Origin of the sequence: Loktanella sp. IMCC34160, from assembly GCF_004145845.1 — a bacterium.
Lineage (GTDB): Bacteria > Pseudomonadota > Alphaproteobacteria > Rhodobacterales > Rhodobacteraceae > SELP01.
Window position 1 is genome coordinate 557,696 of record NZ_SELP01000003.1, and the last position, 22,676, is coordinate 580,371.

27 protein-coding genes are annotated in these 22,676 nt (G+C 63.7%); 21 read left to right on the forward strand and 6 right to left on the reverse strand.

Annotated features, from left to right (window positions below; all coding sequences use genetic code 11):
• The first annotated feature begins 2 nt into the window (after window positions 1–2).
• Genes EU803_RS10915 through recO form a run of 10 tightly spaced genes read left to right on the forward strand, consistent with a single transcriptional unit; the run spans window position 3 to window position 7,103 of the window.
• Window positions 3–659 (forward strand): DUF2062 domain-containing protein, encoded by a 657-nt coding sequence (locus EU803_RS10915; protein WP_129682685.1) that lies wholly within the window; start codon window positions 3–5, stop codon window positions 657–659.
• A gap of 32 nt (window positions 660–691) precedes the next feature.
• Entirely contained in the window at window positions 692–1,441 is a 750-nt protein-coding gene (locus tag EU803_RS10920; protein ID WP_129682687.1) for a pyridoxine 5'-phosphate synthase, read from the forward strand.
• Window positions 1,438–2,040, forward strand: a complete 603-nt coding sequence (locus EU803_RS10925) for a LysE family translocator (RefSeq protein WP_129682688.1) — start codon at window positions 1,438–1,440, stop codon at window positions 2,038–2,040. Before EU803_RS10920 ends, EU803_RS10925 begins: the two co-directional genes overlap by 4 nt.
• 9 nt (window positions 2,041–2,049) lie before the next feature.
• Window positions 2,050–2,472, forward strand: coding sequence for a holo-ACP synthase (gene acpS, locus EU803_RS10930; protein ID WP_129682690.1), 423 nt, complete (start codon window positions 2,050–2,052; stop codon window positions 2,470–2,472).
• A 51-nt stretch (window positions 2,473–2,523) separates the two neighbouring features.
• Window positions 2,524–3,369 carry a signal peptidase I gene (gene lepB / locus EU803_RS10935; RefSeq protein WP_207209189.1) on the forward strand — a complete coding sequence of 282 codons (846 nt, stop codon included), beginning with the start codon at window positions 2,524–2,526 and terminating at the stop codon, window positions 3,367–3,369.
• Window positions 3,370–3,379: 10 nt separating this feature from the next.
• Entirely contained in the window at window positions 3,380–4,420 is a 1,041-nt protein-coding gene (gene lepB, locus EU803_RS10940) for a signal peptidase I (protein ID WP_129682692.1), read from the forward strand.
• On the forward strand, window positions 4,417–5,097 hold the full coding sequence (rnc, locus tag EU803_RS10945) for a ribonuclease III (protein ID WP_129682694.1): 681 nt from the start codon (window positions 4,417–4,419) through the stop codon (window positions 5,095–5,097). Before lepB (EU803_RS10940) ends, rnc begins: the two co-directional genes overlap by 4 nt.
• Window positions 5,094–6,014 (forward strand): GTPase Era, encoded by a 921-nt coding sequence (gene era, locus EU803_RS10950; protein WP_129682696.1) that lies wholly within the window; start codon window positions 5,094–5,096, stop codon window positions 6,012–6,014. The genes rnc and era overlap by 4 nt, the downstream gene beginning before the upstream one ends.
• Window positions 6,011–6,337, forward strand: a complete 327-nt coding sequence (locus EU803_RS10955) for a DUF1491 family protein (RefSeq protein ID WP_129682698.1) — start codon at window positions 6,011–6,013, stop codon at window positions 6,335–6,337. Before era ends, EU803_RS10955 begins: the two co-directional genes overlap by 4 nt.
• Window positions 6,338–6,377: 40 nt before the next feature.
• A complete protein-coding gene (recO, locus tag EU803_RS10960) occupies window positions 6,378–7,103 on the forward strand; it encodes a DNA repair protein RecO (protein WP_207209190.1) in 726 nt (241 codons plus the stop codon).
• Here the strand turns inward: recO and EU803_RS10965 are convergent.
• Window positions 7,100–7,501, reverse strand: a complete 402-nt coding sequence (locus tag EU803_RS10965; protein WP_129682700.1) for an META domain-containing protein — start codon at window positions 7,499–7,501, stop codon at window positions 7,100–7,102. The genes recO and EU803_RS10965 overlap by 4 nt on opposite strands.
• Window positions 7,502–7,622: 121 nt before the next feature.
• On the opposite strand from EU803_RS10965, the gene EU803_RS10970 reads away from it, so the two are divergent.
• A complete protein-coding gene (locus EU803_RS10970) occupies window positions 7,623–8,849 on the forward strand; it encodes an MFS transporter (RefSeq protein ID WP_129682702.1) in 1,227 nt (408 codons plus the stop codon).
• A 48-nt stretch (window positions 8,850–8,897) separates the two neighbouring features.
• Window positions 8,898–9,518: a hypothetical protein gene (locus EU803_RS10975; protein ID WP_129682704.1), complete on the forward strand. Its 621-nt coding sequence runs from the start codon at window positions 8,898–8,900 to the stop codon at window positions 9,516–9,518.
• Between the two features lie 3 nt (window positions 9,519–9,521).
• Here EU803_RS10975 and EU803_RS10980 read toward each other — a convergent pair whose 3' ends face one another.
• Window positions 9,522–11,204 carry an acyl-CoA dehydrogenase family protein gene (locus EU803_RS10980; RefSeq protein WP_129682706.1) on the reverse strand — a complete coding sequence of 561 codons (1,683 nt, stop codon included), beginning with the start codon at window positions 11,202–11,204 and terminating at the stop codon, window positions 9,522–9,524.
• Window positions 11,205–11,348: 144 nt separating this feature from the next.
• Here EU803_RS10980 and EU803_RS10985 point away from each other — a divergent pair, with 144 nt between their 5' ends.
• Window positions 11,349–12,125: a sulfite exporter TauE/SafE family protein gene (locus EU803_RS10985; RefSeq protein ID WP_129682708.1), complete on the forward strand. Its 777-nt coding sequence runs from the start codon at window positions 11,349–11,351 to the stop codon at window positions 12,123–12,125.
• Here the strand turns inward: EU803_RS10985 and EU803_RS10990 are convergent.
• Together EU803_RS10990 and EU803_RS10995 are read right to left on the reverse strand one after the other, a co-directional pair.
• Window positions 12,122–12,670: a DUF3859 domain-containing protein gene (locus tag EU803_RS10990; protein ID WP_129682710.1), complete on the reverse strand. Its 549-nt coding sequence runs from the start codon at window positions 12,668–12,670 to the stop codon at window positions 12,122–12,124. The two genes, EU803_RS10985 and EU803_RS10990, sit on opposite strands and share 4 nt — an antisense overlap.
• Before the next feature lie 60 nt (window positions 12,671–12,730).
• Window positions 12,731–14,329 (reverse strand): phosphoenolpyruvate carboxykinase, encoded by a 1,599-nt coding sequence (locus EU803_RS10995; RefSeq protein ID WP_129682713.1) that lies wholly within the window; start codon window positions 14,327–14,329, stop codon window positions 12,731–12,733.
• Window positions 14,330–14,631: 302 nt separating this feature from the next.
• Between EU803_RS10995 and EU803_RS11000 the strand changes: the two genes are divergently transcribed.
• Genes EU803_RS11000 through EU803_RS11030 form a run of 7 tightly spaced genes read left to right on the forward strand, consistent with a single transcriptional unit; the run spans window position 14,632 to window position 20,070 of the window.
• A complete protein-coding gene (locus EU803_RS11000) occupies window positions 14,632–15,333 on the forward strand; it encodes a response regulator transcription factor (RefSeq protein ID WP_129682715.1) in 702 nt (233 codons plus the stop codon).
• A 3-nt stretch (window positions 15,334–15,336) separates the two neighbouring features.
• The gene (locus EU803_RS11005; protein WP_129682717.1) at window positions 15,337–17,088 is read left to right on the forward strand and encodes a sensor N-terminal transmembrane domain-containing protein; all 1,752 of its coding nucleotides are present in this window, start codon (window positions 15,337–15,339) and stop codon (window positions 17,086–17,088) included.
• Window positions 17,089–17,108: 20 nt separating this feature from the next.
• Window positions 17,109–17,525: an HPr kinase/phosphatase C-terminal domain-containing protein gene (locus EU803_RS11010; RefSeq protein WP_129682719.1), complete on the forward strand. Its 417-nt coding sequence runs from the start codon at window positions 17,109–17,111 to the stop codon at window positions 17,523–17,525.
• Window positions 17,526–17,527: 2 nt separating this feature from the next.
• Window positions 17,528–18,460 (forward strand): RNase adapter RapZ, encoded by a 933-nt coding sequence (gene rapZ / locus EU803_RS11015; protein WP_129682721.1) that lies wholly within the window; start codon window positions 17,528–17,530, stop codon window positions 18,458–18,460.
• Window positions 18,457–18,861, forward strand: a complete 405-nt coding sequence (locus EU803_RS11020; RefSeq protein WP_129682723.1) for a PTS fructose transporter subunit IIA — start codon at window positions 18,457–18,459, stop codon at window positions 18,859–18,861. The genes rapZ and EU803_RS11020 overlap by 4 nt, the downstream gene beginning before the upstream one ends.
• A gap of 3 nt (window positions 18,862–18,864) precedes the next feature.
• A complete protein-coding gene (locus EU803_RS11025; RefSeq protein ID WP_129682725.1) occupies window positions 18,865–19,140 on the forward strand; it encodes an HPr family phosphocarrier protein in 276 nt (91 codons plus the stop codon).
• A gap of 57 nt (window positions 19,141–19,197) precedes the next feature.
• The gene (locus EU803_RS11030) at window positions 19,198–20,070 is read left to right on the forward strand and encodes a lysophospholipid acyltransferase family protein (RefSeq protein WP_242494347.1); all 873 of its coding nucleotides are present in this window, start codon (window positions 19,198–19,200) and stop codon (window positions 20,068–20,070) included.
• A gap of 82 nt (window positions 20,071–20,152) precedes the next feature.
• On the opposite strand, the gene EU803_RS11035 is transcribed toward EU803_RS11030, so the two are convergent.
• Complete coding sequence (locus tag EU803_RS11035; protein ID WP_129682729.1) at window positions 20,153–21,028, reverse strand: 3-hydroxybutyryl-CoA dehydrogenase; 876 nt, start codon at window positions 21,026–21,028, stop codon at window positions 20,153–20,155.
• Window positions 21,029–21,194: 166 nt separating this feature from the next.
• Between EU803_RS11035 and EU803_RS11040 the strand changes: the two genes are divergently transcribed.
• Window positions 21,195–22,049 (forward strand): DUF6473 family protein, encoded by an 855-nt coding sequence (locus tag EU803_RS11040; protein WP_242494342.1) that lies wholly within the window; start codon window positions 21,195–21,197, stop codon window positions 22,047–22,049.
• 74 nt (window positions 22,050–22,123) lie between these two features.
• Here EU803_RS11040 and EU803_RS11045 read toward each other — a convergent pair.
• On the reverse strand, window positions 22,124–22,676 hold a 553-nt coding region (locus tag EU803_RS11045; protein ID WP_207209191.1), incomplete at its 5' end, for an FAD-binding protein.

The following is a 22,676-nucleotide window of genomic DNA, read 5'->3' on the forward strand; positions in this document are numbered from 1 at the left end:
CGTTGGTCTTCAAACGCAGGGATAGGCGGCCACTGTGGAAGGTCGTGGCCGAATTTCTCTATCCGCGTGGGGGATGGGTCCGGGCCTTCGAATATGTCAAACACCGGGTCCGGCGACTGCCCGACACGCCCGAAAAGATCGCGCGCGGGATTTGGGCCGGGGTGTTTACCACCTTCACGCCCTTTTTCGGGCTGCATTTCATTATTGCCTTCATCATTGCCAAGATCATGCGGGGCAATATCCTTGCCGCGCTTCTTGCAACCTTCTTTGGCAACCCGCTGACCTATGTGCCGATTGCGGCTGTGTCCCTACAAACCGGGCACCTTCTGCTGGGGCGGCGGCCGCACGGGCCGGTCGAGACATCCTTGGGCGAGAAGTTCGCAGGCGCCTGGGCGGACCTGTGGCACAACGTCATGGCCATCTTCACGCCCGACCGGGCCGATTGGCACGGGCTGCGCCTGTTCTATGACGAGGTGTTCTTTCCCTTCATGGTGGGCGGCATCATCCCCGGTATCATCGCGGGCTCGATTGCCTATTACCTGTCGGTTCCGCTGATCCGCGCCTACCAGAACCGCCGGAAAAAGGCGCTTCGGGCCAAATTGGGCCAACTGGTGCGTGGGACGGAGAATCCCGCTGACGACGGCCCCGGATCGGGCTAGTCTCAAACTTGATCAAATAGGGAGGGCGACCGATGACGGCGACCGGAAAACTGCGTCTTGGCGTGAACATCGACCACGTGGCCACCGTGCGGAACGCACGCGGGGGCGCCTATCCCGACCCGCTGCGCGCCGCCCAGATTGCCGAAGCGGCCGGCGCGGACGGGATCACCGCCCACCTGCGCGAGGATCGCCGCCATATCACTGACGCCGATATCGACGCGCTGATGGCGGCGCTGACGGTTCCGCTGAATTTCGAAATGGCCGCGACCGAAGAGATGCAAAAGATCGCCCTGCGTCACCGCCCCCACGCGGTCTGCATCGTCCCCGAAAAGCGCGAGGAACGCACGACCGAAGGCGGGCTGGAAGTCGCGCGCGATGAAAACCGCCTTGCCCATTTCATCGCCCCCCTGCGCGAGGCCGGATGCCGCGTGTCGATCTTTATCGCCGCCGACCGCAAGCAGATCGAAGCCGCGCACCGGATCGGGGCGGAAGTGATCGAACTGCACACTGGCGCCTATTGTGACGCCCATGCCGAGGGCGATTTCACCGCCCGCGATGCAGAGCTTGAGGCGCTCCGCGACATGGCGGCGTTTGCCCATTCGCTGGGGCTGGAGGTGCACGCGGGCCATGGGCTGACCTATGACACCGTCAAACCCGTCGCCGCCTTCCCCGAGGTGATGGAACTGAACATCGGTCACTTCCTGATTGGCGAGGCGATCTTCCGGGGTCTTGACCCGGCAATCCGCGAGATGCGGGCCCTGATGGACGAGGCGCGGGCATGACACTTTCGGCACTCTTGCTCTTGTGTGTCGGATGGGCCATCGCCGGTGGCAGCCCCGGCCCCGCAACGCTCGCAATTTCTGGAACATCCATGGCGCATGGCCGTCGCGCCGGATTGGCCATCGCGTCGGGTGTCCTGACCGGATCGGCGATCTGGGGCATTGCAGCCGCCTTGGGGCTTAGTGCCGTGATGATGGCAAATTCGTGGGTGGCCGAGGTGCTGCGCTATTTCGGGGCCGGATATCTCTTATTCCTCGCGGTCAAATCCCTGCGCTCCGCAGTGCGTCCCAAGTCGCTCGAGGCGACCGCCCGGAAGAACCGGCTTTATCTCAAAGGTGCGCTTATTCATTTGACCAATCCAAAAGCGATCCTTGCCTGGGGTTCCGTCTTTGCTATCGCCGTTCCTGTCGGGGCAAGCCCGGCTGTGATCTGGGAAGTCTATGCCGCCATGATTTCAACGTCCGCCATCGTGTTTCTGGGCTACGCAATCCTGTTCTCCAATCCGGCGATCGCGCGGGGCTACAAGCGCATGCGCCGCTGGTTTGAATTCACCTTTGCCGGGCTGTTTGGCGCGGCATCGGTCAAGGTTTTCGTCGGGTAGGGACACAACATGATCCTTGGTATCGGCACTGACCTTGCGAATATCGAGCGGATCGCCGGGACGCTGGACCGGTTCGGCGACCGGTTTCGCAACCGCGTCTTTACCGAGGTCGAACAGCGCAAGGCCGAGCGCCGCAAGGATGTGGCCGGAACCTACGCCAAGCGTTGGGCCGCGAAAGAGGCCTGCTCCAAGGCGCTGGGCACGGGCCTGCGCATGGGGATTTCGTGGAAAGACATGGCGGTGACCAACTTGCGCAGCGGCCAGCCGGTGATGCATGTGACTGGCTGGGCCAAGGAGCGGCTGGACAGCATGACCCCGGCGGGGCACGAGGCGATCATCCACGTCACCCTGACCGACGATCACCCTTGGGCGCAGGCCTTTGTGGTGATCGAGGCGCGACCCCTTGCCACCCAGAACGGGGCCAAAGCTTGACTCCGGCACGCCCGCCCCGCATGTAGCGCGAAATTCAACGAAGGATGCATCATGTCTGACGAAGTGCAGGGGTCCGGACTGTTCGAGACCATCAAGGAAACCGTGAAAACGGTTGTCTACGCGCTGTTGATCGCGGGCGTGTTCAGAACCTTCCTGTTTCAGCCGTTCTGGATCCCGTCGGGGTCGATGAAAGACACGCTGCTGATCGGGGATTTCCTGTTCGTCAACAAGATGGCCTACGGCTATTCCTACGCCTCCTGCCCGTCGATCCGCATTCCGGCAATCGGGATGGACGTGGACGCCGAGGATTTCTGCGGCGTGTTCAAGGGCGGGAACAATCGCCTGTTTGGCGGCGAACCGGAACGGGGCGATGTCGTTGTCTTCCGCCACCCGGTCACGGGCCGCGATTTCATCAAGCGGCTGATCGGCCTGCCGGGCGACCGGATTCAGGTGACTGACGGGCGGCTGATCATCAACGATGAACCCGTGGGTCTGGAACCTGTCGGGTTGTTCGTCGAAACCTTTGAACCGCAGGGGCCGGAACGGTCTGGGCCCCGCTGCATGGAAAGCAACCTGTCGTTGGGCGATGACTGTTCCAAAGAACGGTTCATCGAAACCCTGCCCAATGGGGTTAGCCATTCCATTCTGAATATTCGCAACCAGTCCAGCGACAACACCGGTGTGTTCACCGTGCCGGACGGGCAATATTTCTTCATGGGTGACAACCGCGACAATTCCACCGACAGCCGCTATCCGCAGGCGCAGGGTGGCGTCGGCTTCGTGAACTACGAAGACATCGTCGGCCGCGCTGACCGGATCATGTTCTCGTCCGGGGGCAATTCGATGCTGTTCTTCTGGACCTGGCGGTCTGACCGCTACTTCAAGCCGATCAACTAGGGCCGCACGCATGGCCCGCACCGGATATTCCTTCAACCCGGTCAGGCTTTTCGCTGACGGATATGACTGGATGGGACGCAGCGGGCGTCTGTCCTTCCTGTCCATCCTTGCGCTTTGGGCGACCGCCGCCGGGCTTGCGCTCTGGGGTGGGCACAACAGCCGCGCGGCCGAGATATCAGGTTGGTTTCTGGTCGCGGTGCTGACGGTCCCCTATTTCGGGCATGTGCTGCGGCGGCTGAACGATCTTGGGCAAACCGGCTGGCTCTGGCTTCTGTCGCTTGTGCCCTATCTGAATATCGCCTTCGTGCTGGCGCTGCTGCTGCTTCCGGGCGGGCGCCGCAACCGGCACGAACCCACCGGGTTCCGGGTGCTGGGCTTTGCGGCCTCCTTCGTGGTGGCGGTCCTGATTGCAAGCCGCGCGCTTTGGGCACCCTACACCATTCCCGCCGGTTCGATGAAGCCGACCCTGCTGGTTGGGGACTATGTCATCGTGTCCCTGCTGCGCCGCCCCCCGGAAAGGGGTGCCGTCTATGTCTTTGCCCATCCGGTCAACGGGCAGGACTATGTCGCGCGGCTGATCGGCCTGCCCGGCGACCGGGTGCAGATGGTGGATGGCGTGGTAGTGCTGAACGGGACGCCGTTGAACCAGACCGATGCCGGGCTGTTCACCGAGGTGATGGAACCGCAGGGGCCGGCCCGCGTCTTGCCCCGCTGCTATAACGGCGCGGTCGGGCCGGGGGCCATCTGCGAGAAACGGTTGTGGATCGAAACCCTGCCTGATGGGCGGCAGCATGGCGTTCTGAACATCGGCCAGACCCATGTCGACAACTCCGGCGAATACACCGTTCCGGCCGGGCACGTGTTCTTCCTCGGTGACAACCGCGACAATGCAACGGACAGCCGGATAGCGCCGAGTGCCGGGGGCTACGGGTTTGTGCCAGAAACCCTGATCCGGGGGCGGGCCGCCCGGGTGCTGGTTTCCACCGCCGGGCAGGGGTATCTTGAATTCTGGAACTGGCGGCCAGACCGCTTCCTGAAAGGGATCAGATGAAACTTTCGGCGGAGATGCAGGCGTTCGCGGACAGGCTTGGGCACGGGTTTTCCCGGCCCGAATTTCTTGTGCGGGCGCTGACCCACCCGTCGATGACCTCGCCCAACCGGGACAACAACCAGCGGCTGGAATTCCTTGGGGACCGGGTGCTGGGGCTGGTCATGGCCGAGGCGCTGTTCACTGCCGACCGGGGGGCGACAGAAGGGGTGCTTGCGCCCCGGTTCAACGCGCTTGTGCGTAAGGAGGCCTGCGCCGAAGTGGCCCAGCAGATCGACCTTGGCGCGGTCCTGAAACTTGGCCGGTCCGAGACGAAAAGCGGCGGACGGCGCAAGATCGCCCTTCTGGGCGACGCAATGGAGGCGGTGATCGCCGCCGTCTATCTGGACGCGGGCTATGACGCGGCCCGCGATGTCGTGCTGGCCCTGTGGCGCGACAGGATCGACGGGGTCGAAGAGGTCGCCCAGGACGCAAAGACCGCGCTTCAGGAATGGGCGCAGGCGCGTGGCGAACAGCCCCCCCGCTATATCGAGGTCGCCCGCGAAGGGCCCGACCATTCCCCCGTATTCACCATAGAGGTGCGCCTGCAGTCTGGCGCCACGGAACAGGCCCGCGCCGGATCGAAACGGCAGGCCGAACAAAGCGCCGCGAAGGCGCTTCTTGAAAAGGTATCGAAATGACCAACGCCAAGACCCGCGCCGGGTTCGTCGCCCTGATCGGCGAACCCAATGCCGGGAAATCCACGCTGACCAACTGGATGGTGGGGGCCAAGGTGTCCATCGTCACCCATAAGGTCCAGACCACGCGCGCGCGCATCCGGGGCGTCGCCCTGCATGGCGACACCCAGATCGTTTTCGTCGACACCCCCGGCCTGTTTCGCCCGAAACGGCGGCTGGACCGCGCGATGGTCGCCGCCGCATGGGGCGGGGTGGCCGACGCCGACGTGGTGGTGCTTCTGGTCGAAGCGCATCGCGGCATTTCCGAGGGGGTGCAGGCCATCCTTGACGGGCTGAACGAAAAGGTCGGCAAGCGGGCGCAGGTCGCGCTTGCCATCAACAAGATCGACATGGTCAAGGCCGAAGAGCTGCTGGCCCTGACCCAAAAGCTGAACGACGCCTACCCCTTTGCCAAAAGCTTCATGATCTCGGCCGAAAAAGGCTATGGCTGCGAGGACCTGAAAGAGTGGCTGGCCGGGCAGATGCCGGAAAGCCCCTGGCTGTATCCCGAAGACCAGATTGCGGACCTGCCGCTGCGGATGATCGCCGCCGAGATGACCCGTGAAAAGCTGACCCTGCGGCTGCATCAGGAACTGCCCTATCAGTTGACCGTCGAGACCGAGCACTGGGAAGAGCGCAAGGACGGATCGGCCCGGGTCGATCAGGTGGTCTATGTCGCCCGCGACGGACACAAGGGGATCGTGCTGGGCAAGAAGGGCGAGACGATCAAGGCCGTATCGCTGGCCGCCCGCAAGGAGTTGGAGGAATTCCTTGGTCGCCGCATCCACCTGTTTCTGCAGGTCAAGGTGCGCCCGAACTGGCTGGAAGAGGCCGAGCGCTATTCCGAGATGGGACTGGATTTCAAGGACGGCAACGCGTGAGGCTGACCGCCGATATCTGGGTATCGGCCTATCTCACACGGCTCCGGCTGGCCGACATCCCGGCCTTCGTGGTCAAACGGGGCGACGGCACCGCCGGGGCGGTTCTGGTCAAGCTGAACACGCTGGACGGCAAGGCGCGCCTGTTCCAGCGGTCGTTCGACCTGATGACCGGCGACCGGACATGGATCGTCCTGTTCGAGGGGGAAGAGACCGACGTCGATGCCTCTGCCGCGCGGCAAAAGACCTTCGACCCCGACCTCTGGCTGATCGAGGTGGAAGACCGCGCCGGACGGCACCTGCTGGACGAACCGGGGTTGGAGTAGCCCCCTTGCCAATTCAGCCCCGCCGGGGCCTGATACCCCAATGATCGAATGGCGTGACGAAGCTGTCCTGATCGCCGCCCGCGGGCATGGCGAGACCTCGGTGATTGTCGAGGTGCTGACGCCTGCCCATGGCCGACATGCGGGCGTGGTGCGGGGCGGGGTCAGCCGCAAGATGACCCCGGTCCTGCAGCCGGGATCGCAGATCGACGTGACGTGGAAGGCCCGGCTGGAGGACCATCTGGGCGCTTTCACGGTCGAGCCGATCCGCAGCCGGTCGGCGCAGGTGATGAACGACCGTCTGGCGCTGGCCGGTCTGACGACAGTTTGCGCGCTCTTGTCCCTGACCCTGCCGGAACGGGAACCGCATCCGGCCCTCTTTGACCGGACGGTGCGGATACTCGACCTGCTTGGCCAGCCCGACCTTTGGCCACTGGCCTATCTGCGCTGGGAAATGGACCTGCTCGAGGAATTGGGTTTTGGGCTGGACCTGTCCGCCTGCGCCGCGACAGGGGTGAACGAGGACCTGTGCTATGTCTCGCCCAAATCGGGCCGGGCGGTCAGCGCGCAGGGCGCGGGCGAGTGGGCCGACCGGATGTTGCCCCTGCCGCCCGTGATGAAGGGCGAAGGCGACGCAACCGGACCCGAAATCGTGCGGGCGCTGGGTACGACCGGGTATTTCCTTGAAAACCGGGTTCTGCATGGGCTGGGCGACAGGCCCATGCCCGCCGCGCGGGGCCGCCTGCTGGACCTGATCGCCCGCTCCTAGGGCGCGTCGGCCCGGAACAGCATTTCCCGACCGCCGTCCCCGCGCAGGATCAGGATGTCGCCGGCGACCTCTGCCTCGGTCATCGCTGCCAGTGCTGCAAGGAAGTTTTGTTCCTTATCCAGATCGGGGCAGGCCATGCGGGTCGCGGCTAGGGGCCCAACCTCGAACCAGGGGTAGGGCGCGCGTTGTTCACCGAAGAACCGGTTGCAGGGGGCTTGCCCCGCGATCTGGCCCGGTTCGGGGAATTCCACCGTTGCGGGCGCACCAAGCGGGGCCCCGTCCAACGTTTCAAGCTGCCACACGGTGTCCGCCGCGCCGTAGGCCGTCAGGCTTTCGTCGGCGATGCAGGCCGCCAGAAGGACGGGCAGCAGCACAAGAGGCAGGGGTCCGGGTCTCATGACCGCAGCTTGCCATGCTTTGGGGGCAAAGCCCAGCAGCGACCCGATCCGGTCGCAAAAGTCTCAGACGCCGGGATATCGCCGGGCCGAAGGTGGGCGAAAGATTTGAAGTGGTTGGTCAATGCTTTCCCCCCGCGCGCCCGTCTATATCACCCATGCCCCGGTTCCGAAGATCCGCCACTTCGCCCTTTTGGCCGCGCTGGAGGCAGGGATCAGGGGGATGCTTCTGTCGGTCTGGCCGTTGGTCATCTACCGGGCCTGGGGAAATGCCGAGGCGGTCAGCCTGATCTACCTTTTGGCGGGGTTCCTGTCGCTGGGCTGGGGCGGGCTGGTGCCAGCGCTGGCGCGACTGATCCCGCGCCGCTGGATGACGACGGCGGCGGTGGGGCTATACCTGCTGGGGGCCATGCTGGGGCTGACGGGAACCACGGCGGGGATGACGGCGGCGCTGATCTCAACCACCCTTGGCACCGTCACCTTCCAGATCTGCCTGAGTGCCTATGTGCTCGACTATATCGCCCGCGTCGATCTGGGGCAGAACGAAAGCCTCCGGCTGGTCTATAGCGCGGTGCCCTGGTCCGCCGGGCCGATGCTGGGGGTCTGGCTAATGAACCTCTGGGCGCCGCTGCCGTTTCTGGTCGCCGCCGGGTTCGGGATCGCCCTTCTGGCGGCCTTCTGGGCGTTGCGCCTTGGGGACGGCAAGCAGATCACCCGGGCCCGCGCGCCCGCGCCGAACCCGGTTGCCTATCTTGGCCGCTTCGTGAAACAGCCCCGGCTGGTGGCCGGCTGGCTGTTCGCGGTGATCCGGTCCTGTGGCTGGTGGGTCTTCATCGTCTACCTGCCGATCTTCTGTATCGAAAACGGCCTTGGCGATCAGGCGGGGGCTGTGGCCCTGTCACTCGCCAACGGGTTGCTATTCATCTCGGGCGCGTTCCTGCGGCTGGTGCGGCGGCTGGGGGTGCGGCGGTCGGTGCAGGGCAGCTTTTTCGGGGCTGGCGTTCTGTTCATGGTTGGTGCGCTGGCAGCAGGCTGGCCATGGGTCGCCTTCGGGGCATTGCTGGCAGCCTCGGTCCTTCTGGTCATGCTGGACGTCTGCGGCAGCCTGCCCTTCCTGATGGCGGTGAAACCCTCCGAGCGGACGGAAATGGCGGCGGTCTATGCCAGCTATCGGGATGTCTCGGGCATCCTGACCCCGGCCATCGCCTGGGGCGTGCTGCTGGTGCTGCCGCTGTCGGGGATATTCGGCGCGGCGGCGCTGGGCATGGCGGGGGCGGCGGCACTGGCCGGGCGCATCCACCCGCGCCTTGGCGTGCCGCGCGACGGGACAAAACCGTTGGCCCAATCCTGATTTCCGTGCAGACTTCCCGAAAGGGAGACGCCGGAAAAGGGGATGCCGATGAACCTGACACTCGCACTTGGACTTGTCGCAGGGATGCTTGGCGTCACGACCGACAGCCTGCCGGAAACCGAAACCCAGCGCCTGATGCAGTCCGTCGATTTCAGGGGCACCGTATCGCGGGTCCTGTATTTCGGCCCCGAGACAGAGCTGATCTCGCGCTCTCAGCTGGATGTGCCGGACAGCACCTTGGCCGATTTTCAGGAGGTCTTTGCCTCGGCCCCCTATTTCGGCGCCTTCGCCATCTCGAAGTCGGGCGGCTATGGCTACTCCGTCGGCGTCAACTCGGCCGAGGCGGCGCGGGCCATCGCCATGGCCGAATGCCTGAACGCGAACAGCAGTTGCCTGATCTTCGCAGAGCTTCACCCGGTCGGTTATCAGGGGGTCGGCCCGGGCGAGATCGTGCTGACCACCGAAGTGGCCGACCTGTTCTTCAACCCCGGCAAGCGGCCTCCCTACATTGCCATGGCGTTCAGCCATGACGGGGCCTATTCGCTGAACTGGGGCTATGAAAGCCCCGCCGCCGCGCAGGCGGCCGCGCTGGCCGATTGCGAGACATACCGCATCAACCATCTGGCCAACCTTGAAGACATGCCCTGTCTGGTGTTGCCTCTGCGCTGACCCTTAGCCCAGCAGACGCCGCGCGATCACCTGCGCCTGAATCTCCGCCGCGCCTTCAAAGATGTTCAGGATGCGGGCGTCGCACAGGATGCGGCTGATCTTGTATTCCAGCGCGAACCCATTGCCGCCGTGGATCTGCAACCCGTTGTCCGCGGCGGCCCATGCGACGCGCGCGCCCAGCAGTTTGGCCATCCCCGCCTCAAGATCACAGCGGCGGTCGGCGTCCTTCTCGCGGGCGCTGAAATAGGTCAGCTGGCGGGCGATCATGATTTCCACGGCCATCATCGCCAGCTTGTTGGCGACGCGCGGGAAGTTGATCAGGGATTTGCCGAATTGCTTGCGGTCGATCGCGTATTGCATCGCCACATCCAGCGCCGATTGGGCGACGCCAATGGCGCGGGCGGCGGTCTGGATGCGGGCCGATTCAAAGGTCTGCATCAACTGCTTGAACCCTTTGCCCTCTTCTCCGCCCAGAAGGTTTTCGCCCTTCACATGGAAGTTGTCGAAGCCCAGTTCGTATTCCTTCATGCCGCGATAACCCAGAACCTCGATCTCGCCGCCGGTCATGCCCTCGGTGGGGAAGGGGGTGGCATCGTCGCCGGGGGTCTTCTCGGCAAGGAACATGGACAACCCGCGATAATCGGATGTGTCCGGATCGGTCCGCGCCAGAAGCGTCATCACATGGGTCCGGGCCGCGTGGGTGATCCAGGTCTTGTTGCCGGTGATCCGGTAGTCGCCACTGTCGTCCTTTACCGCGCGGGTCCGCAACGATCCAAGATCCGACCCGGTGTTCGGTTCGGTGAAGACGGCGGTCGGCAGCTTTTCCCCGCTCGCCAGTGCCGGAAGCCATTTCTGCTTCTGCTCTTCCGTGCCGCCCGCAAGGATCAGCTCGGCGGCAATCTCGGACCGGGTGCCCAGCGACCCGACCCCGATATAGCCGCGCGACAATTCCTCGGACACCACGCACATCGACGCCTTGGACAGGCCAAAGCCGCCGTATTCCTCGGGGATGGTCAGGCCGAAGACGCCCATTTCGGCCAGTTCCTCGATCACCTGCATCGGGATCAATTCGTCCTTCAGGTGCCAGTCATGGGCGAAGGGTTCCACGTTTTCCACGGCGTAGCGGCGGAACTGGTCGCGGATCATCTCCAGCTCTTCCTCAAGGCCGGAGGCGCCGAACATGGTCGCACCGCTTTGCTGTTCCATCATCTCGACCAGGCGGGCGCGGGCGCCGGGCGTGTTGCCGGCGGCGCACAGCACGTCGACCTCGGCGGTGGCAAGGATGCCCGCGTCCAGCCCAAGGTCGGACAGGCGGCAGATCTCGCCCTGGCTCATCGGGATGCCGCCGCGCAGCTGGGACAGGTATTCGCCAAAGGCGACCTGAAGGATCAGCTGTTCGATCTCGCCCAGCTTGCCCTCGGCCTGCAACCGATCCGCCCAGCCATGCATCTGGCGCAGGCTTTCGACATAGGTGGCGATCCACGACAGGCCATGCGCCTCGGCCTGCAGGGTTTCCAGCGCCGCGCCCGAGACCTTGCCCGCCTCGTCTGTGACCGCAGCGCGCAGGGTCGAGATCGCCGTGTCCAGAAGCGTCGTCAGGGCGGGCTGAACGGCCCCGGTCAGGTCCAGAAGGTTCGGGATGGTCGGTGTCTGGGTCATCTGGGTATCCTGTGCGTCGCGCGGCATGATCGACTCCTCATTTTGCTGTTGCAGAAATAACGCCTTCGCAACCGCAGCGCAACTTTATTTCAATACGGGGCGGCGACTTGAGTATTAATGTCGCGCGAGAATCTTGCTGCGACAGGGGGAAAACCGCGCTAAGGGGACAGAATGATAGAGATTTTCGCCCCCCTTCTGCCCGGAACCTTCACCTTTCCGCTGTTCGTTGCCGCACTTTGTGTGGGCATCTTCGCCGGATTCGTGAAGGGCGTCACCGGATTCGCGATGCCGATGGTGATGATCTCGGGCCTGACCACCTTTCTGTCGCCCGAACTGGCGCTGGCTGCGCTGATCCTGCCGACGGCGGTGACCAATATCTGGCAGGCCCTACGTCAGGGCTGGCGGGCGGCCTGGGACGCGATCCGCAAGTTTGGTTTGTTCCTCGGGGTTGGCGGCGCGGTTCTTCTGGGCAGCGCGCAACTGGTCACTGTCTTTGATACGAAGATTCTGTTCGGGCTGATCGGGGTGGCCATCACGACCTTTGCCCTGATGCAACTGTTTGGCTGGCGTCCCGCCCTGTCTGCCACCCGCCGGACCGAGGCGGCGGTCGGTGCGGTCGCCGGGTTCATCGGCGGGCTGAGCGGGGTTTGGGGTCCGCCCACGGTTGCCTATCTGACCGCGATCAACACGCCCAAGGCGGAACATGTCCGGGTGCAGGGGGTCGTCTACGGGTTGGGGGCGGTGGCGCTGGCGCTGGCTCATGTGCAGTCCGGCGTCCTGAACGAAGACACATGGCAATTTTCGGCCCTGATGGTCCTGCCCGCACTGGGTGGCATGGCGATCGGGATGCAGGTGCAGGACCGGATCGATCAGGCGACCTTTCGCAAGGTGACGCTGGTGGTTCTGGTGATTGCGGGGCTGAACCTGATGCGGCGGGCGCTGTTCTAACCCAGAAGTTCCTCGTATCCGCAGACCCCGGCCAAAGACGGCACGGCCTCTGGCGGGACCACGGTGAAACTGGCCCGGAACAGGATCTCGCCCTCGTGCTCGGCGGTGAATGTCCAGCGACCGAGGACCAGTTCATAGGGGTAGTCGAACTGGTAAAGCACGATGGCCGGGCCAAACCCCGACATATCCCTGACATAGGTCTGCTGGGTGATCCCCTCTGCGCCCATTGGCGGGTGGGTCGTTGTGACCGTCACCCCGATCAGGTCCACGCCGCGGCCATGGGTCTTGACCCCAAACCCCATGCCCTCGACCGCAGGCACATAGCGCCCGGTCGACACGAAATCAGGTTCGCTGTCGATGATGTTGGTCACGCCCGCCACGGTGTCGGGCGCCTCGCGAAAGCCGACCACCTCGGGCGCGCAGATGATCCCGGCCTCGAACCGTGAAATCGCCGGGCCGATCACATCGGGCAGGGGGGTGTCCTGCGCCGTGGCGGCACCGGAGATCAGGACAAGGGCGGAGAACAGGAGAGACCGGAAATGCATGGGGGCAGGCTGCCACGGCAGCCCGCCCCCAGCAAGCGGTTCTATCGTCTTCGGCGCGGCCTAGCCGATCGCGGCGGCCTTCACGTCGTCGTCGATGAAGGGGACGTATTGGGCGAAGTTGTCGGCGAACATATCGACCAGCTTCTTCGCCTGTGCGTCATAGGCGGACTTGTCGGCCCATGTGCTGCGCGGGTCCAGAAGGCCCGCATCCACGCCATCAACCGTGACCGGCACCTCGAAGCCAAAGTTCGGGTCCTTGCGGAAGGTAGATTCGATCAGCGTGCCATCCAGCGCGGCGGACAGGAGCGCCCGGGTTGCCTTGATCGGCATCCGCTTGCCCGTGCCATAGGCGCCGCCGGTCCAGCCGGTGTTGACCAGCCAACAGGTCGCGCCGTGGCTGGCGATCTTTTCCTGCAGCAACTTGCCATAGGTTTCGGGCCGGCGGGGCATGAAGGGTGCGCCAAAGCAGGTCGAGAAGGTCGGTTCCGGTTCGGTCACGCCGCGTTCGGTGCCGGCCACCTTGGAGGTGAAGCCCGACAGGAAGTGATACATGGCCTGCGCCGGGGTCAGCCGCGAAATCGGGGGCAGCACGCCGAAGGCATCGCAGGTCAGCATGATGATGTTCTTCGGATGGCCACCAAGGGCGGTATCGCTGGCGTTGCTGATGTAGTTCAGCGGGTAGGCGCAACGCATGTTCGCGGTCAGCGAGCTGTCATTGAAATCCAACGCCTTGGTCTCTTCGTCGAACACCATGTTCTCGATGACCGTGGCGAATTTCTGGGTGGTGGCGTAGATCTCCGGCTCGGCCTCGGCATCCAGACCGATGGTCTTGGCATAGCAGCCGCCTTCAAAGTTGAAGGTGCCGCGATCGGACCAGCCGTGTTCGTCGTCACCGATCAGCACCCGGGTCGGGTCGGCGGACAGGGTCGTCTTGCCGGTGCCGGACAGTCCGAAGAACACGGCGGTATCGACCGGGTTGCCCGGTGCGTGGTTGGCGGAACAGTGCATCGGCATGATGCCTTTTTCCGGCAGCAGGTAGTTCAGCAGGGTGAAGACCGATTTCTTGTTCTCGCCCGCGTATTCGGTGCCACCGATCAGGATGACCTTCTTTTCAAAGTTCAGCGTGATGACCGTCTCGCTGCGGCAGCCGTGCTTTTCCGGGTCCGCCTTGAAGGTCGGGCAGTTGATGATGGTCCAGTCCGGGGTGAACCCTTCCAGTTCGTCCCGCGCGGGACGGCGCAGCAGATGGCGGATGAACAGCCCGTGCCAGGCCAGTTCGGTCACCACGCGGACATCCAGCCGGTGCGCCGGATCGGCGCCGCCGAACAGGTCCTGCACGTGGTAGGTGCCGCCCTTCATATGCGCCAGCATATCGGCGTGCAGCACGTCGAATTTGGCGGGGTCCATTGGCGCGTTGTTTTCCCACCAGATGGTGTTTTCCACCTCGGGGGTGCGCACGACGAACTTGTCCTTGGGGCTGCGGCCGGTGTGTTTTCCGGTCGTCACCAGCAGCGTGCCGCCCTGACCCAGCGTGCCTTCGCCCGCCTCGATCGCGGCCTGCACAAGATCCGGCTCCATCAGGTTGTAATAGACATGGCCCAGACCCGTGATGCCTTGGTTTTCAAGCTTCATGGTTGGGTTGACCCGTCCGTGGTCCATTGTCTTGCTCCTGATCTGGGGCCGCCGTTCGGCCCGGATAGGTCCACATAGCACCATGATTTTCTTTGAGAAAAGGAGCCTTTGTCGCAGTTAGCGCAACCATTTTGGTGTTAGCGCACAACATGCGGAAAGCTGCGCAGCAAGTGCTGCAATTTAGCCATTCCTAACGGAAATACGTGACCGTTTGGACTCAGGCCGGGGGCGAATCACACTTGGGGATTGATTCGGCACGGCAAAAAAGGGAAAAACACAGCAATAAAAATGGCAGGCAACATAATCTCGAGCACAAAGGGGTAACGGTCATGCACAAGATTGCATTGGTGGATGACGACCGGAATATTCTGACTTCCGTTTCTATGACACTTGAGGCCGAAGGCTTCGAAGTCGAAACCTACAACGATGGTCAGGCGGCGTTGGACGCGTTCAACAAACGCCTTCCCGACATGGCTGTTCTTGACATCAAGATGCCCCGCATGGACGGCATGGACCTGCTCCAGCGGCTGCGGCAGAAGACGTCGATGCCGGTCATCTTCCTGACCTCCAAGGATGACGAGATCGACGAGGTTCTGGGCCTGCGGATGGGCGCGGACGACTACGTCAAGAAACCGTTCAGCCAGCGCCTTCTCGTGGAACGCATCCGGGCGCTGCTGCGCCGGCAGGACGCGATCTCGGGCGAGGTGACGGACGAAAGCGAAGACACCAAGATCATGCAGCGCGGGCACCTGACGATGGACCCGCTGCGCCACGCGGTGAAGTGGAAAGATCGGGACGTGTCCCTGACCGTGACCGAATTCCTGCTGCTTCAGGCCCTTGCCCAGCGGCCCGGTTTCGTTAAGTCGCGCGATCAGCTGATGGATGTGGCCTATGACGATCAGGTCTATGTCGATGACCGCACCATCGACAGCCACATCAAGCGGTTGCGCAAGAAGATGCGCCAGGTCGATGATGAATTCAGCGCCATCGAAACGCTGTATGGCATCGGGTACCGCTACAACGAAGAGTAGGTGATGACGGTCGCCTCTGACCACGAGATTGACGTTCGCGACCTGAAATCGGTTCGCAAGGCGGCCTCGGCGCGTCAGGACAGCGATGTTGTCCTGGGCGATGACTGGGTGTCGCCCGATGTCACCGTGACCTCGGATGTGCGAAAGGCCCGCGCCAAGCGTGGGCTGATCATGCTCAACCGGTCTCCGCTGGCCCGCAAGATCATCACCTTCAACCTTCTTGCGATCATCATTCTTGTGGCGGGGGTGCTCTACCTCAATCCGTCGCGGGACAACCTTGCCTTCCAGCGCGCCGACGGGCTGGTGAGCGAGGCGGAACTGGTCGCCGATGTGTTCGAGGCACAACTGCCGCTGGGCGCGCCGGTGAACCTGATGGCGGGCGACGGGATTGATCCGGTCTACACGCTTGACGGTCTCGACCTGCGCGGCGGCGTTGACGTCTATGTCTTCGATTCCAGTGGCGTTCTGGTGGCCAGCCGCACCGCGCGGGTCGGCAGCAATCAGGTGATCGGGCTCGATTTCGACGACGAAGGGACGTTCCTGACCGGGCTGTTGAACCGGGCCTGGGATGCGATCGCCGGAATTTTCAGGCCCACGAATGACGAACTCACGCCCATTGACCCGCTGCTGAAACTGAACCGGACCCTGCCCGAAACGCTGGCGCAGGGAACCCGCGTGGATTCCGAGATCGATTCAAACGGCCGGACGATCTTTCTGGTCTCCACCCCGATCCTGCAGGGCGACCGACCCGTGGGGGTCGTGTCCATGATCAGCGCGGCCGGCGAACTTGACGCGCTTGTGCGGCGCGAACGGGAACAGGTTTTGCAGATGTTCGTGATCGGCATCATCGTGTCGATCGGGCTAAGCCTCGTGCTCGCCTCGACCATCGCCAACCCGCTGGCCGAACTGGCCACTGCCGCCGAACTGGGCCGCGACAAGAACGCCCGCAAGATGAGCCCGACGCGCATCCGCATTCCCGACCTGACCGCGCGCCCCGATGAAATCGGACGGCTGTCCGGGGCGTTGCGTGGGATGGTTTCGGCGCTCTACGAACGGATCGAAGGCAACGAACAATTCGCCGCCGATGTCGCGCATGAGATCAAGAACCCCCTGGCCTCGCTCCGCTCGGCTGTGGGGTCGCTGCGCATGGTCAAGAAGGAAGAGCACAAGGAAAAGCTGCTTGAGGTCATTGAACATGACGTGCAGCGGCTGGACCGGCTGGTGTCCGACATCTCCAACGCCTCGCGGCTGGACAGTGAACTGGTCCGCGAAGAGGAGGAAGAATTCAACCTTCTCAAGATGCTGGGGAACCTGAACGAATTCCTTGGAAAGGAGGCGAACGCCAAGGGCATCGAATACATCACCGATCTGCCCACCGAACCGATCCGCATCTCTGGTCTTGAGGGCCGGCTGGCACAGGTCTTCGTGAACCTGATCACCAACGCGATTTCCTTTTGCGAGGAAGGCGACGCCATCCGGGTCTGGGCCCGGCGGCGGGACAATCGGGTGCTTGTGGTTGTCGAAGACACCGGGCCGGGCATTCCCGACGGCGCCCTGACCAAGATCTTCAAACGCTTCTATTCCGAACGTCCGGAACAGCAGTTCGGGAACAACTCGGGTCTCGGGCTGGCGATCTCGAAACAGATCGTCGAAGCGCATAACGGCGTCATCTGGGCCGAAAATATCCGCCCGACCGAGGCGGATATCACCTCCGAACCGCTCGGGGCCCGCTTCGTCGTCGGTCTTCCGATCTGACCGGTCCGGGGGCGTGGCGCATGGATCATATCCTTCACGCCAGCTGTGTCGCCGTTGACGGAAAGGCCGTCCTGATCACCGGGCCAAGCGGGTCGGGGAAATCCGGGCTGGCGCTGTCGCTCATGGCCTATGGGGCCGAGCTTGTGGCAGACGACAAGACCCATCTCACCCAGACGCCAGAGGGCCTTTGGGCCGATTGCCCCGACCCGATCCGCGGCATGATTGAGGCGCGGGGCGTCGGCCTGCTGCGGGCGCGGGCCGTCGGGCCGGTGCCGGTCGCGCTGGTCGTGGATATGGGGCAGGTCGAGACCGACCGGCTGCCGCCACGGCGGGAGACGATGGTGATGGACCTTCCGCTCCCCGTCGTGCACAAATCCGAGATGAGCCATTTCCCAGCCGCAATCCTGCAATACCTACGGTCAGGACGGAAAGCGTAACGATGGCCAGCAACCCAGATACAGATCCCGGAAACCCCGGCGACGGGCGGCAGCGGCTGGTTCTTGTGACCGGCCCGTCGGGGGCTGGCCGCTCGACCGCGATCAACACGCTTGAGGACCGGGGCTACGAGGTGATCGACAACCTGCCCCTGTCGCTGCTGGACCGGCTTCTTGACGGGCCGCCCTTGGACCGGCCCATCGCGTTGGGCATCGACGTGCGTAATCGGGATTTCACGGTCGACGCCTTTATCGGGTCGCTGGACCGGCTGCTTCATGAAAACCGGCTGATGGTGCAGGTGCTTTACCTTGATTGCGATGAGACTGTCCTTTTGCGCCGCTATTCCGAAACCCGGCGCCGCCATCCGATGGCGCCCGAAGGCGATCCGCTGACCGGCATCCAGCGGGAATTGTCCTTGCTGGGACCGATCCGGGCGCGGGCCGACCTGTTGATCGACAGCACGGGCCTGACCCCGCACGACCTACGGGCCGAGATCGAGGACCTGCTGTGCCCGGACGGCGGCAGGACCCTGTCGGTGTCGGTCCAAAGCTTTTCCTACAAACGGGGCCTGCCGCGCGGCGCGGACCTCGTGCTCGATTGCCGGTTCCTGCGCAATCCGCATTGGGAGGCGGGGCTGCGTCCGCTGGACGGCCGCGCGCCAGAGGTGGCCGCCCATATCGAGGCCGATCCGCTCTATGCCGATTTCCTCGACAGGGTGCTGTCCCTTGCCCGCCTCTTGCTTCCGGCCTATCACGCCGAAGGCAAATCGCACCTGACCCTGGCCTTTGGGTGTACCGGAGGGCAACACCGGTCAGTCGCAATGGCCGAGACACTGGCAAATATACTTGCCGCCGAAGGGTGGCAGGTGTCTAAACGCCATCGGGAGCTGGAACGCAGGGCCGATCTGGTCCGAACGACACGGGAAGCTGGCGAATGATCGGGATCGTGATCGTCGCACATGGTGGGTTGGCACGGGAATACCTTGCCGCTGTCGAACATGTGGTCGGCAGGCAGGAAGGTGTTGTTGCCATTGCCATCGACGCCGAAGACGACCGCGCCCGCAAACAGGACGAGATCTGCGATGCGGCCGATGCGGTGGATACCGGCGACGGGGTGGTGATCGTGACCGATCTTTTTGGCGGCTCGCCGTCCAACCTGTCGCTGCGCGCCTGTAGCCCGTCAAACCGGCGCATTCTTTACGGGATGAACCTGCCCCTGCTGATCAAACTGGCAAAGTCCCGGTCCAAGTCCGTGCCGGAAGCTGTCGAAGCGGCCCTGACCGCGGGCCGGAAATACATCAACAGCCACAGCGTGGCCCCTGACCTGAGCGTGAAATAGCCGATGTCGTCGACCCACCGGACCCTCAAGATCGTCAACATCAAGGGGCTGCACGCCCGCGCCTCGGCCAAACTCGCCGAAGTTGTCGAACAGTTCGACGCCTCGGCGACGGTCTCGAAGGATGGGCTAGATGCCGCAGGCGACAGCATTATGGGGCTTCTCATGTTGGCAGCTTCCAAGGGAACCTCTATTGAGGTTGAGACCAGCGGCCCCGAGGCCGAGGCCCTTGCCGACGCCATCGAGGCGCTGGTGGCTGACAAGTTCGGCGAAGGGGACTAGGATAGGGCCGGTCTTCTGAACCCAGTGCCGAAAGGACAGGCCCGAGTGAGCGACACCATCCAAGACGAGCTGGCCAAGCCTGCCGTGTCATCGGCGGGGGCGCCGGTGAAGTATGACCGCAAAAGCCTGACCTATTCGGAAACCTTCGACAGCCCGTTCAAGCGGATCATCATCCGGACCATCGAGCTGCTGACGGCAAAGGTGCGGATCGTGCGCCGTATCCGCCAGTTTGAGCAGAGGCCGACCCCGGTCGGGCAGGCCTTCTGGCCCGCGACGATGGAAGTGATGGGGATCGACCTTCTGACCCCGCAGGACCAGCTGGACAATATCCCGGCCGAAGGGCCCGTGGTTTTCGTGGCCAACCATCCGCACGGGCTGGTGGACGGGATGATCCTTGCGGATCTGATCGGCCGCCGCCGCAATGACTACCGGATTTTGACGCGGTCGATCCTGACCGGGATCGACGAAAGCGCCGCCAGCTACATGATCCCCGTGCCCTTCCCGCACGAGGAAGACGCACAGCGCAAGATGATCGAAATGCGCAAGAAGGCCATGGCCCATCTTGCCGACGGCGGGCTGATCGCCCTCTTCCCTTCGGGTGTGGTCGCGACGTCGGGCACCCTGTTCGGCCCGGTGATCGAGGCGGAATGGAACGTTTTCACCGCCAAGATGATCCGGACCTCGGGCGCGACGGTGGTGCCCTGCTATTTCCCCGGCGCCAACAGCCGCGCCTATCAGATCGCGAACAAGATCTCTTCGACCCTGCGGCAAAGCCTGCTGCTGTTCGAAGTGGTGCATGCCTTTGACAGGCCGCAAAAGCCGGTGATCGGCAAACCGATCCCGCCCGAGGAATGGGCGGAACGGGCCGGGGACCAGCGCGGCTTCATGGCCTGGCTGCGTCAGCGGGTGCTGGATCTGAAAGAAGCCTGAGGGATGGTGGGTTGAAACCCACCTTACCCCCGGTCACGCCGTGTTCGTAAGGTGGGTCTTGACCCACCTCTGGCCAACCAGCCTAGCGGGTCGGGACGGGCACGTCGCCGCGATAGTCATAGAAGCCGCGCTGGGTCTTGCGGCCCAGCCACCCGGCCTCGACATATTTGGTCAGCAGCGGACAGGGGCGGTATTTCGTATCGGCCAGCCCCTCGTGCAGCACGTTCATGATGGCAAGGCAGGTATCCAGCCCGATGAAATCCGCCAGTTCCAGCGGCCCCATTGGATGGTTTGCACCCAGCTTCAGCGAGGTGTCGATCGACATCACGTTGCCGACGCCCTCGTACAGCGCATAGACCGCCTCGTTGATCATCGGCATCAGGATGCGGTTGACGATGAAGGCCGGGAAATCCTCGGCCGTGGCGGCTGTCTTGCCCAGACGCTGCACCACTTCCTCGCAGGCCCGGAAGGTCGGTTCGTCGGTGGCGATGCCGCGGATCAGCTCCACCAGTTGCATCACCGGCACCGGGTTCATGAAATGGAAACCCAGGAACTTTTCCGGCCTGTCCGTGCGGCTGGCCAGACGGGTGATCGAAATTGACGATGTATTCGACGTCAGGATCGTATCGGGCTTCAGATGCGGCAGTAGGTCTTCGAAAATGGCCTGCTTGATCATCTCGCGTTCGGTCGCGGCCTCGATCACAAGGTCGGTCTGACCAAGGTCGGCCAGCTTTGGCGTGGTTCCGATCCGCTTCATAGCCTCGGCCTTGTCCGCCTCGGAAATCAGCCCCCGGCCGACCTGCCGGTCGATGTTGCGGTCGATCAGCTTGATCGCGTTGGCCATGGCCTCTTCGCTGACGTCGGTCAGCAGAACCTCATATCCCGCGACGGCCAGCACATGGGCAATCCCGTTGCCCATCTGGCCGGCTCCGACAACCCCCACACGTTCGATCGCCATTCTTTCGCCCTTTCCTTGATTGCCGGCACCATAGGCCCCAATCCGACCCACCTTCAAGCGGAAGGAACCGCGAAAACTTGCGGCGAATTTGCAGCTTAGCCTTTTGGCAAGAGATTTGTCCGAATCTCGGCCTTGGTGAGTGAAACAGCAACGAGTGGTGGGAACCATGAAACTAGAGCCTATGCGCGAATCCGGCCTGACCTATGCGCCCTGTCGCTATGGAATGAGCAGGGTCACCTTTCGCGGTCCGCGCCGCGATCTGAATGGCCGCTACATTGCCTTTGTCGGCGGGACCGAGACCTATGGGAAATTCATCGAACATCCCTTTCCGTCACTGGTGGAAACCGCGCTGGGCGAGAAATGCGTGAACTTTGGCGTGGTGAATGCCGGGATCGACGTGTTCCACAATGACCCGACGATCCTTGCGGCGGCCCATGATGCGGAACTGACCGTGGTGCAGATCATGGGGGCCCAGAACCTGTCGAACCGGTTCTACAAGGTCCATCCGCGCCGGAATGACCGGTTTCTGTCGGCCTCGACCGTGATGAAGGCCCTGTTTTCGGATGTGGATTTTGCCGATTTCAGCTTTACCCGCCACATGCTTGGGGCGCTTTACACCCGCGCGCCGGAACGGTTCGAGATCTTGCGGAGCGAGTTGGAGCAGGCCTGGCTGGCGCGGATGAAGTCCTTGATCGCGGGGATCGGCAACAATGTTGTCCTTCTCTGGTTGTCGGATTCCCCCCTGACCGACGATCCCTGGATGGAACGGCCCAACCCGCTTCGGGCTGATCCGCTGTTCGTGACTCGGTCGATGGTGGAACAGCTGCGCCCGCTGGTGCGCGACGTGATCGAGGCGCAGCCCTCGGCCGAGGCGCTGTCGCGCGGGACCGAAGGCATGGTCTTCCCGCTTCTCAACAACGAGGCCGCGACCGAAATGCTGGGCGTCGCCGCGCATGAGGAGGCGGCCGCCCGGATCGCCCCCTCGCTGCGGCGGCTGATGGGCAAGCCGACACGGCACTGACCCTGAACCGGCCCTGAAAATGAAAAGGCCCGCCGGATCGGCGGGCCTTTCGGTATTCTTGTCGGATCAGCCGATCAGAGCTTTTCGACCAGTTCTGGGATGGCGGTGAAGAGGTCTGCGACGAGGCCGTAGTCGGCGACCTGGAAGATCGGGGCTTCTTCGTCCTTGTTGATCGCGACGATGATCTTGCTGTCCTTCATGCCCGCGAGGTGCTGGATCGCGCCCGAGATGCCGACGGCGACGTAGAGGTCGGGGGCCACGACCTTGCCGGTCTGGCCGACCTGCCAGTCGTTCGGGGCGAAGCCGCTGTCGACCGCCGCGCGGGACGCGCCCACGGCCGCGCCCAGCTTGTCGGCCAGGCTTTCGATCAGCGCGAAGTCGTCCTTCGAACCCACGCCACGCCCGCCCGAGACCACGATCCCGGCCGAGGTCAGTTCCGGACGGTCGCTTGCGGCAACCTTGTCTTCCACCCAGGACGACAGGGCCGGATCGGCGGCGGCGCCGATGGTTTCGACCGTGGCCGACCCGCCGGTTTCCGCGGCCTCGAAGCTCGAGGTCCGGATCGACACGACCTTGGTCGCATCGCCCGATTTCACGGTCTGGATCGCGTTGCCCGCGTAGATCGGC

Coding starts and splice junctions, on each gene's coding strand:
- EU803_RS11040 (WP_242494342.1), top strand. CDS start 21,195: ATGAAACTAGAGCCTATGCGCGAATCCGGCCTGACCTATGCGCCCTGT.
- EU803_RS10925 (WP_129682688.1), top strand. CDS start 1,438: ATGACACTTTCGGCACTCTTGCTCTTGTGTGTCGGATGGGCCATCGCC.
- EU803_RS10965 (WP_129682700.1), bottom strand. CDS start 7,501: ATGAGACCCGGACCCCTGCCTCTTGTGCTGCTGCCCGTCCTTCTGGCG.
- EU803_RS11035 (WP_129682729.1), bottom strand. CDS start 21,028: ATGGCGATCGAACGTGTGGGGGTTGTCGGAGCCGGCCAGATGGGCAAC.
- EU803_RS10990 (WP_129682710.1), bottom strand. CDS start 12,670: ATGCATTTCCGGTCTCTCCTGTTCTCCGCCCTTGTCCTGATCTCCGGT.
- EU803_RS11020 (WP_129682723.1), top strand. CDS start 18,457: ATGATCGGGATCGTGATCGTCGCACATGGTGGGTTGGCACGGGAATAC.
- EU803_RS10995 (WP_129682713.1), bottom strand. CDS start 14,329: ATGGACCACGGACGGGTCAACCCAACCATGAAGCTTGAAAACCAAGGC.
- EU803_RS11025 (WP_129682725.1), top strand. CDS start 18,865: ATGTCGTCGACCCACCGGACCCTCAAGATCGTCAACATCAAGGGGCTG.
- EU803_RS11000 (WP_129682715.1), top strand. CDS start 14,632: ATGCACAAGATTGCATTGGTGGATGACGACCGGAATATTCTGACTTCC.
- EU803_RS10980 (WP_129682706.1), bottom strand. CDS start 11,204: ATGCCGCGCGACGCACAGGATACCCAGATGACCCAGACACCGACCATC.
- EU803_RS10985 (WP_129682708.1), top strand. CDS start 11,349: ATGATAGAGATTTTCGCCCCCCTTCTGCCCGGAACCTTCACCTTTCCG.
- lepB (WP_207209189.1), top strand. CDS start 2,524: ATGTCTGACGAAGTGCAGGGGTCCGGACTGTTCGAGACCATCAAGGAA.
- rnc (WP_129682694.1), top strand. CDS start 4,417: ATGAAACTTTCGGCGGAGATGCAGGCGTTCGCGGACAGGCTTGGGCAC.
- acpS (WP_129682690.1), top strand. CDS start 2,050: ATGATCCTTGGTATCGGCACTGACCTTGCGAATATCGAGCGGATCGCC.
- lepB (WP_129682692.1), top strand. CDS start 3,380: ATGGCCCGCACCGGATATTCCTTCAACCCGGTCAGGCTTTTCGCTGAC.
- EU803_RS10975 (WP_129682704.1), top strand. CDS start 8,898: ATGAACCTGACACTCGCACTTGGACTTGTCGCAGGGATGCTTGGCGTC.
- EU803_RS10920 (WP_129682687.1), top strand. CDS start 692: ATGACGGCGACCGGAAAACTGCGTCTTGGCGTGAACATCGACCACGTG.
- EU803_RS11005 (WP_129682717.1), top strand. CDS start 15,337: ATGACGGTCGCCTCTGACCACGAGATTGACGTTCGCGACCTGAAATCG.
- recO (WP_207209190.1), top strand. CDS start 6,378: ATGATCGAATGGCGTGACGAAGCTGTCCTGATCGCCGCCCGCGGGCAT.
- EU803_RS11010 (WP_129682719.1), top strand. CDS start 17,109: ATGGATCATATCCTTCACGCCAGCTGTGTCGCCGTTGACGGAAAGGCC.
- era (WP_129682696.1), top strand. CDS start 5,094: ATGACCAACGCCAAGACCCGCGCCGGGTTCGTCGCCCTGATCGGCGAA.
- EU803_RS10970 (WP_129682702.1), top strand. CDS start 7,623: ATGCTTTCCCCCCGCGCGCCCGTCTATATCACCCATGCCCCGGTTCCG.
- rapZ (WP_129682721.1), top strand. CDS start 17,528: ATGGCCAGCAACCCAGATACAGATCCCGGAAACCCCGGCGACGGGCGG.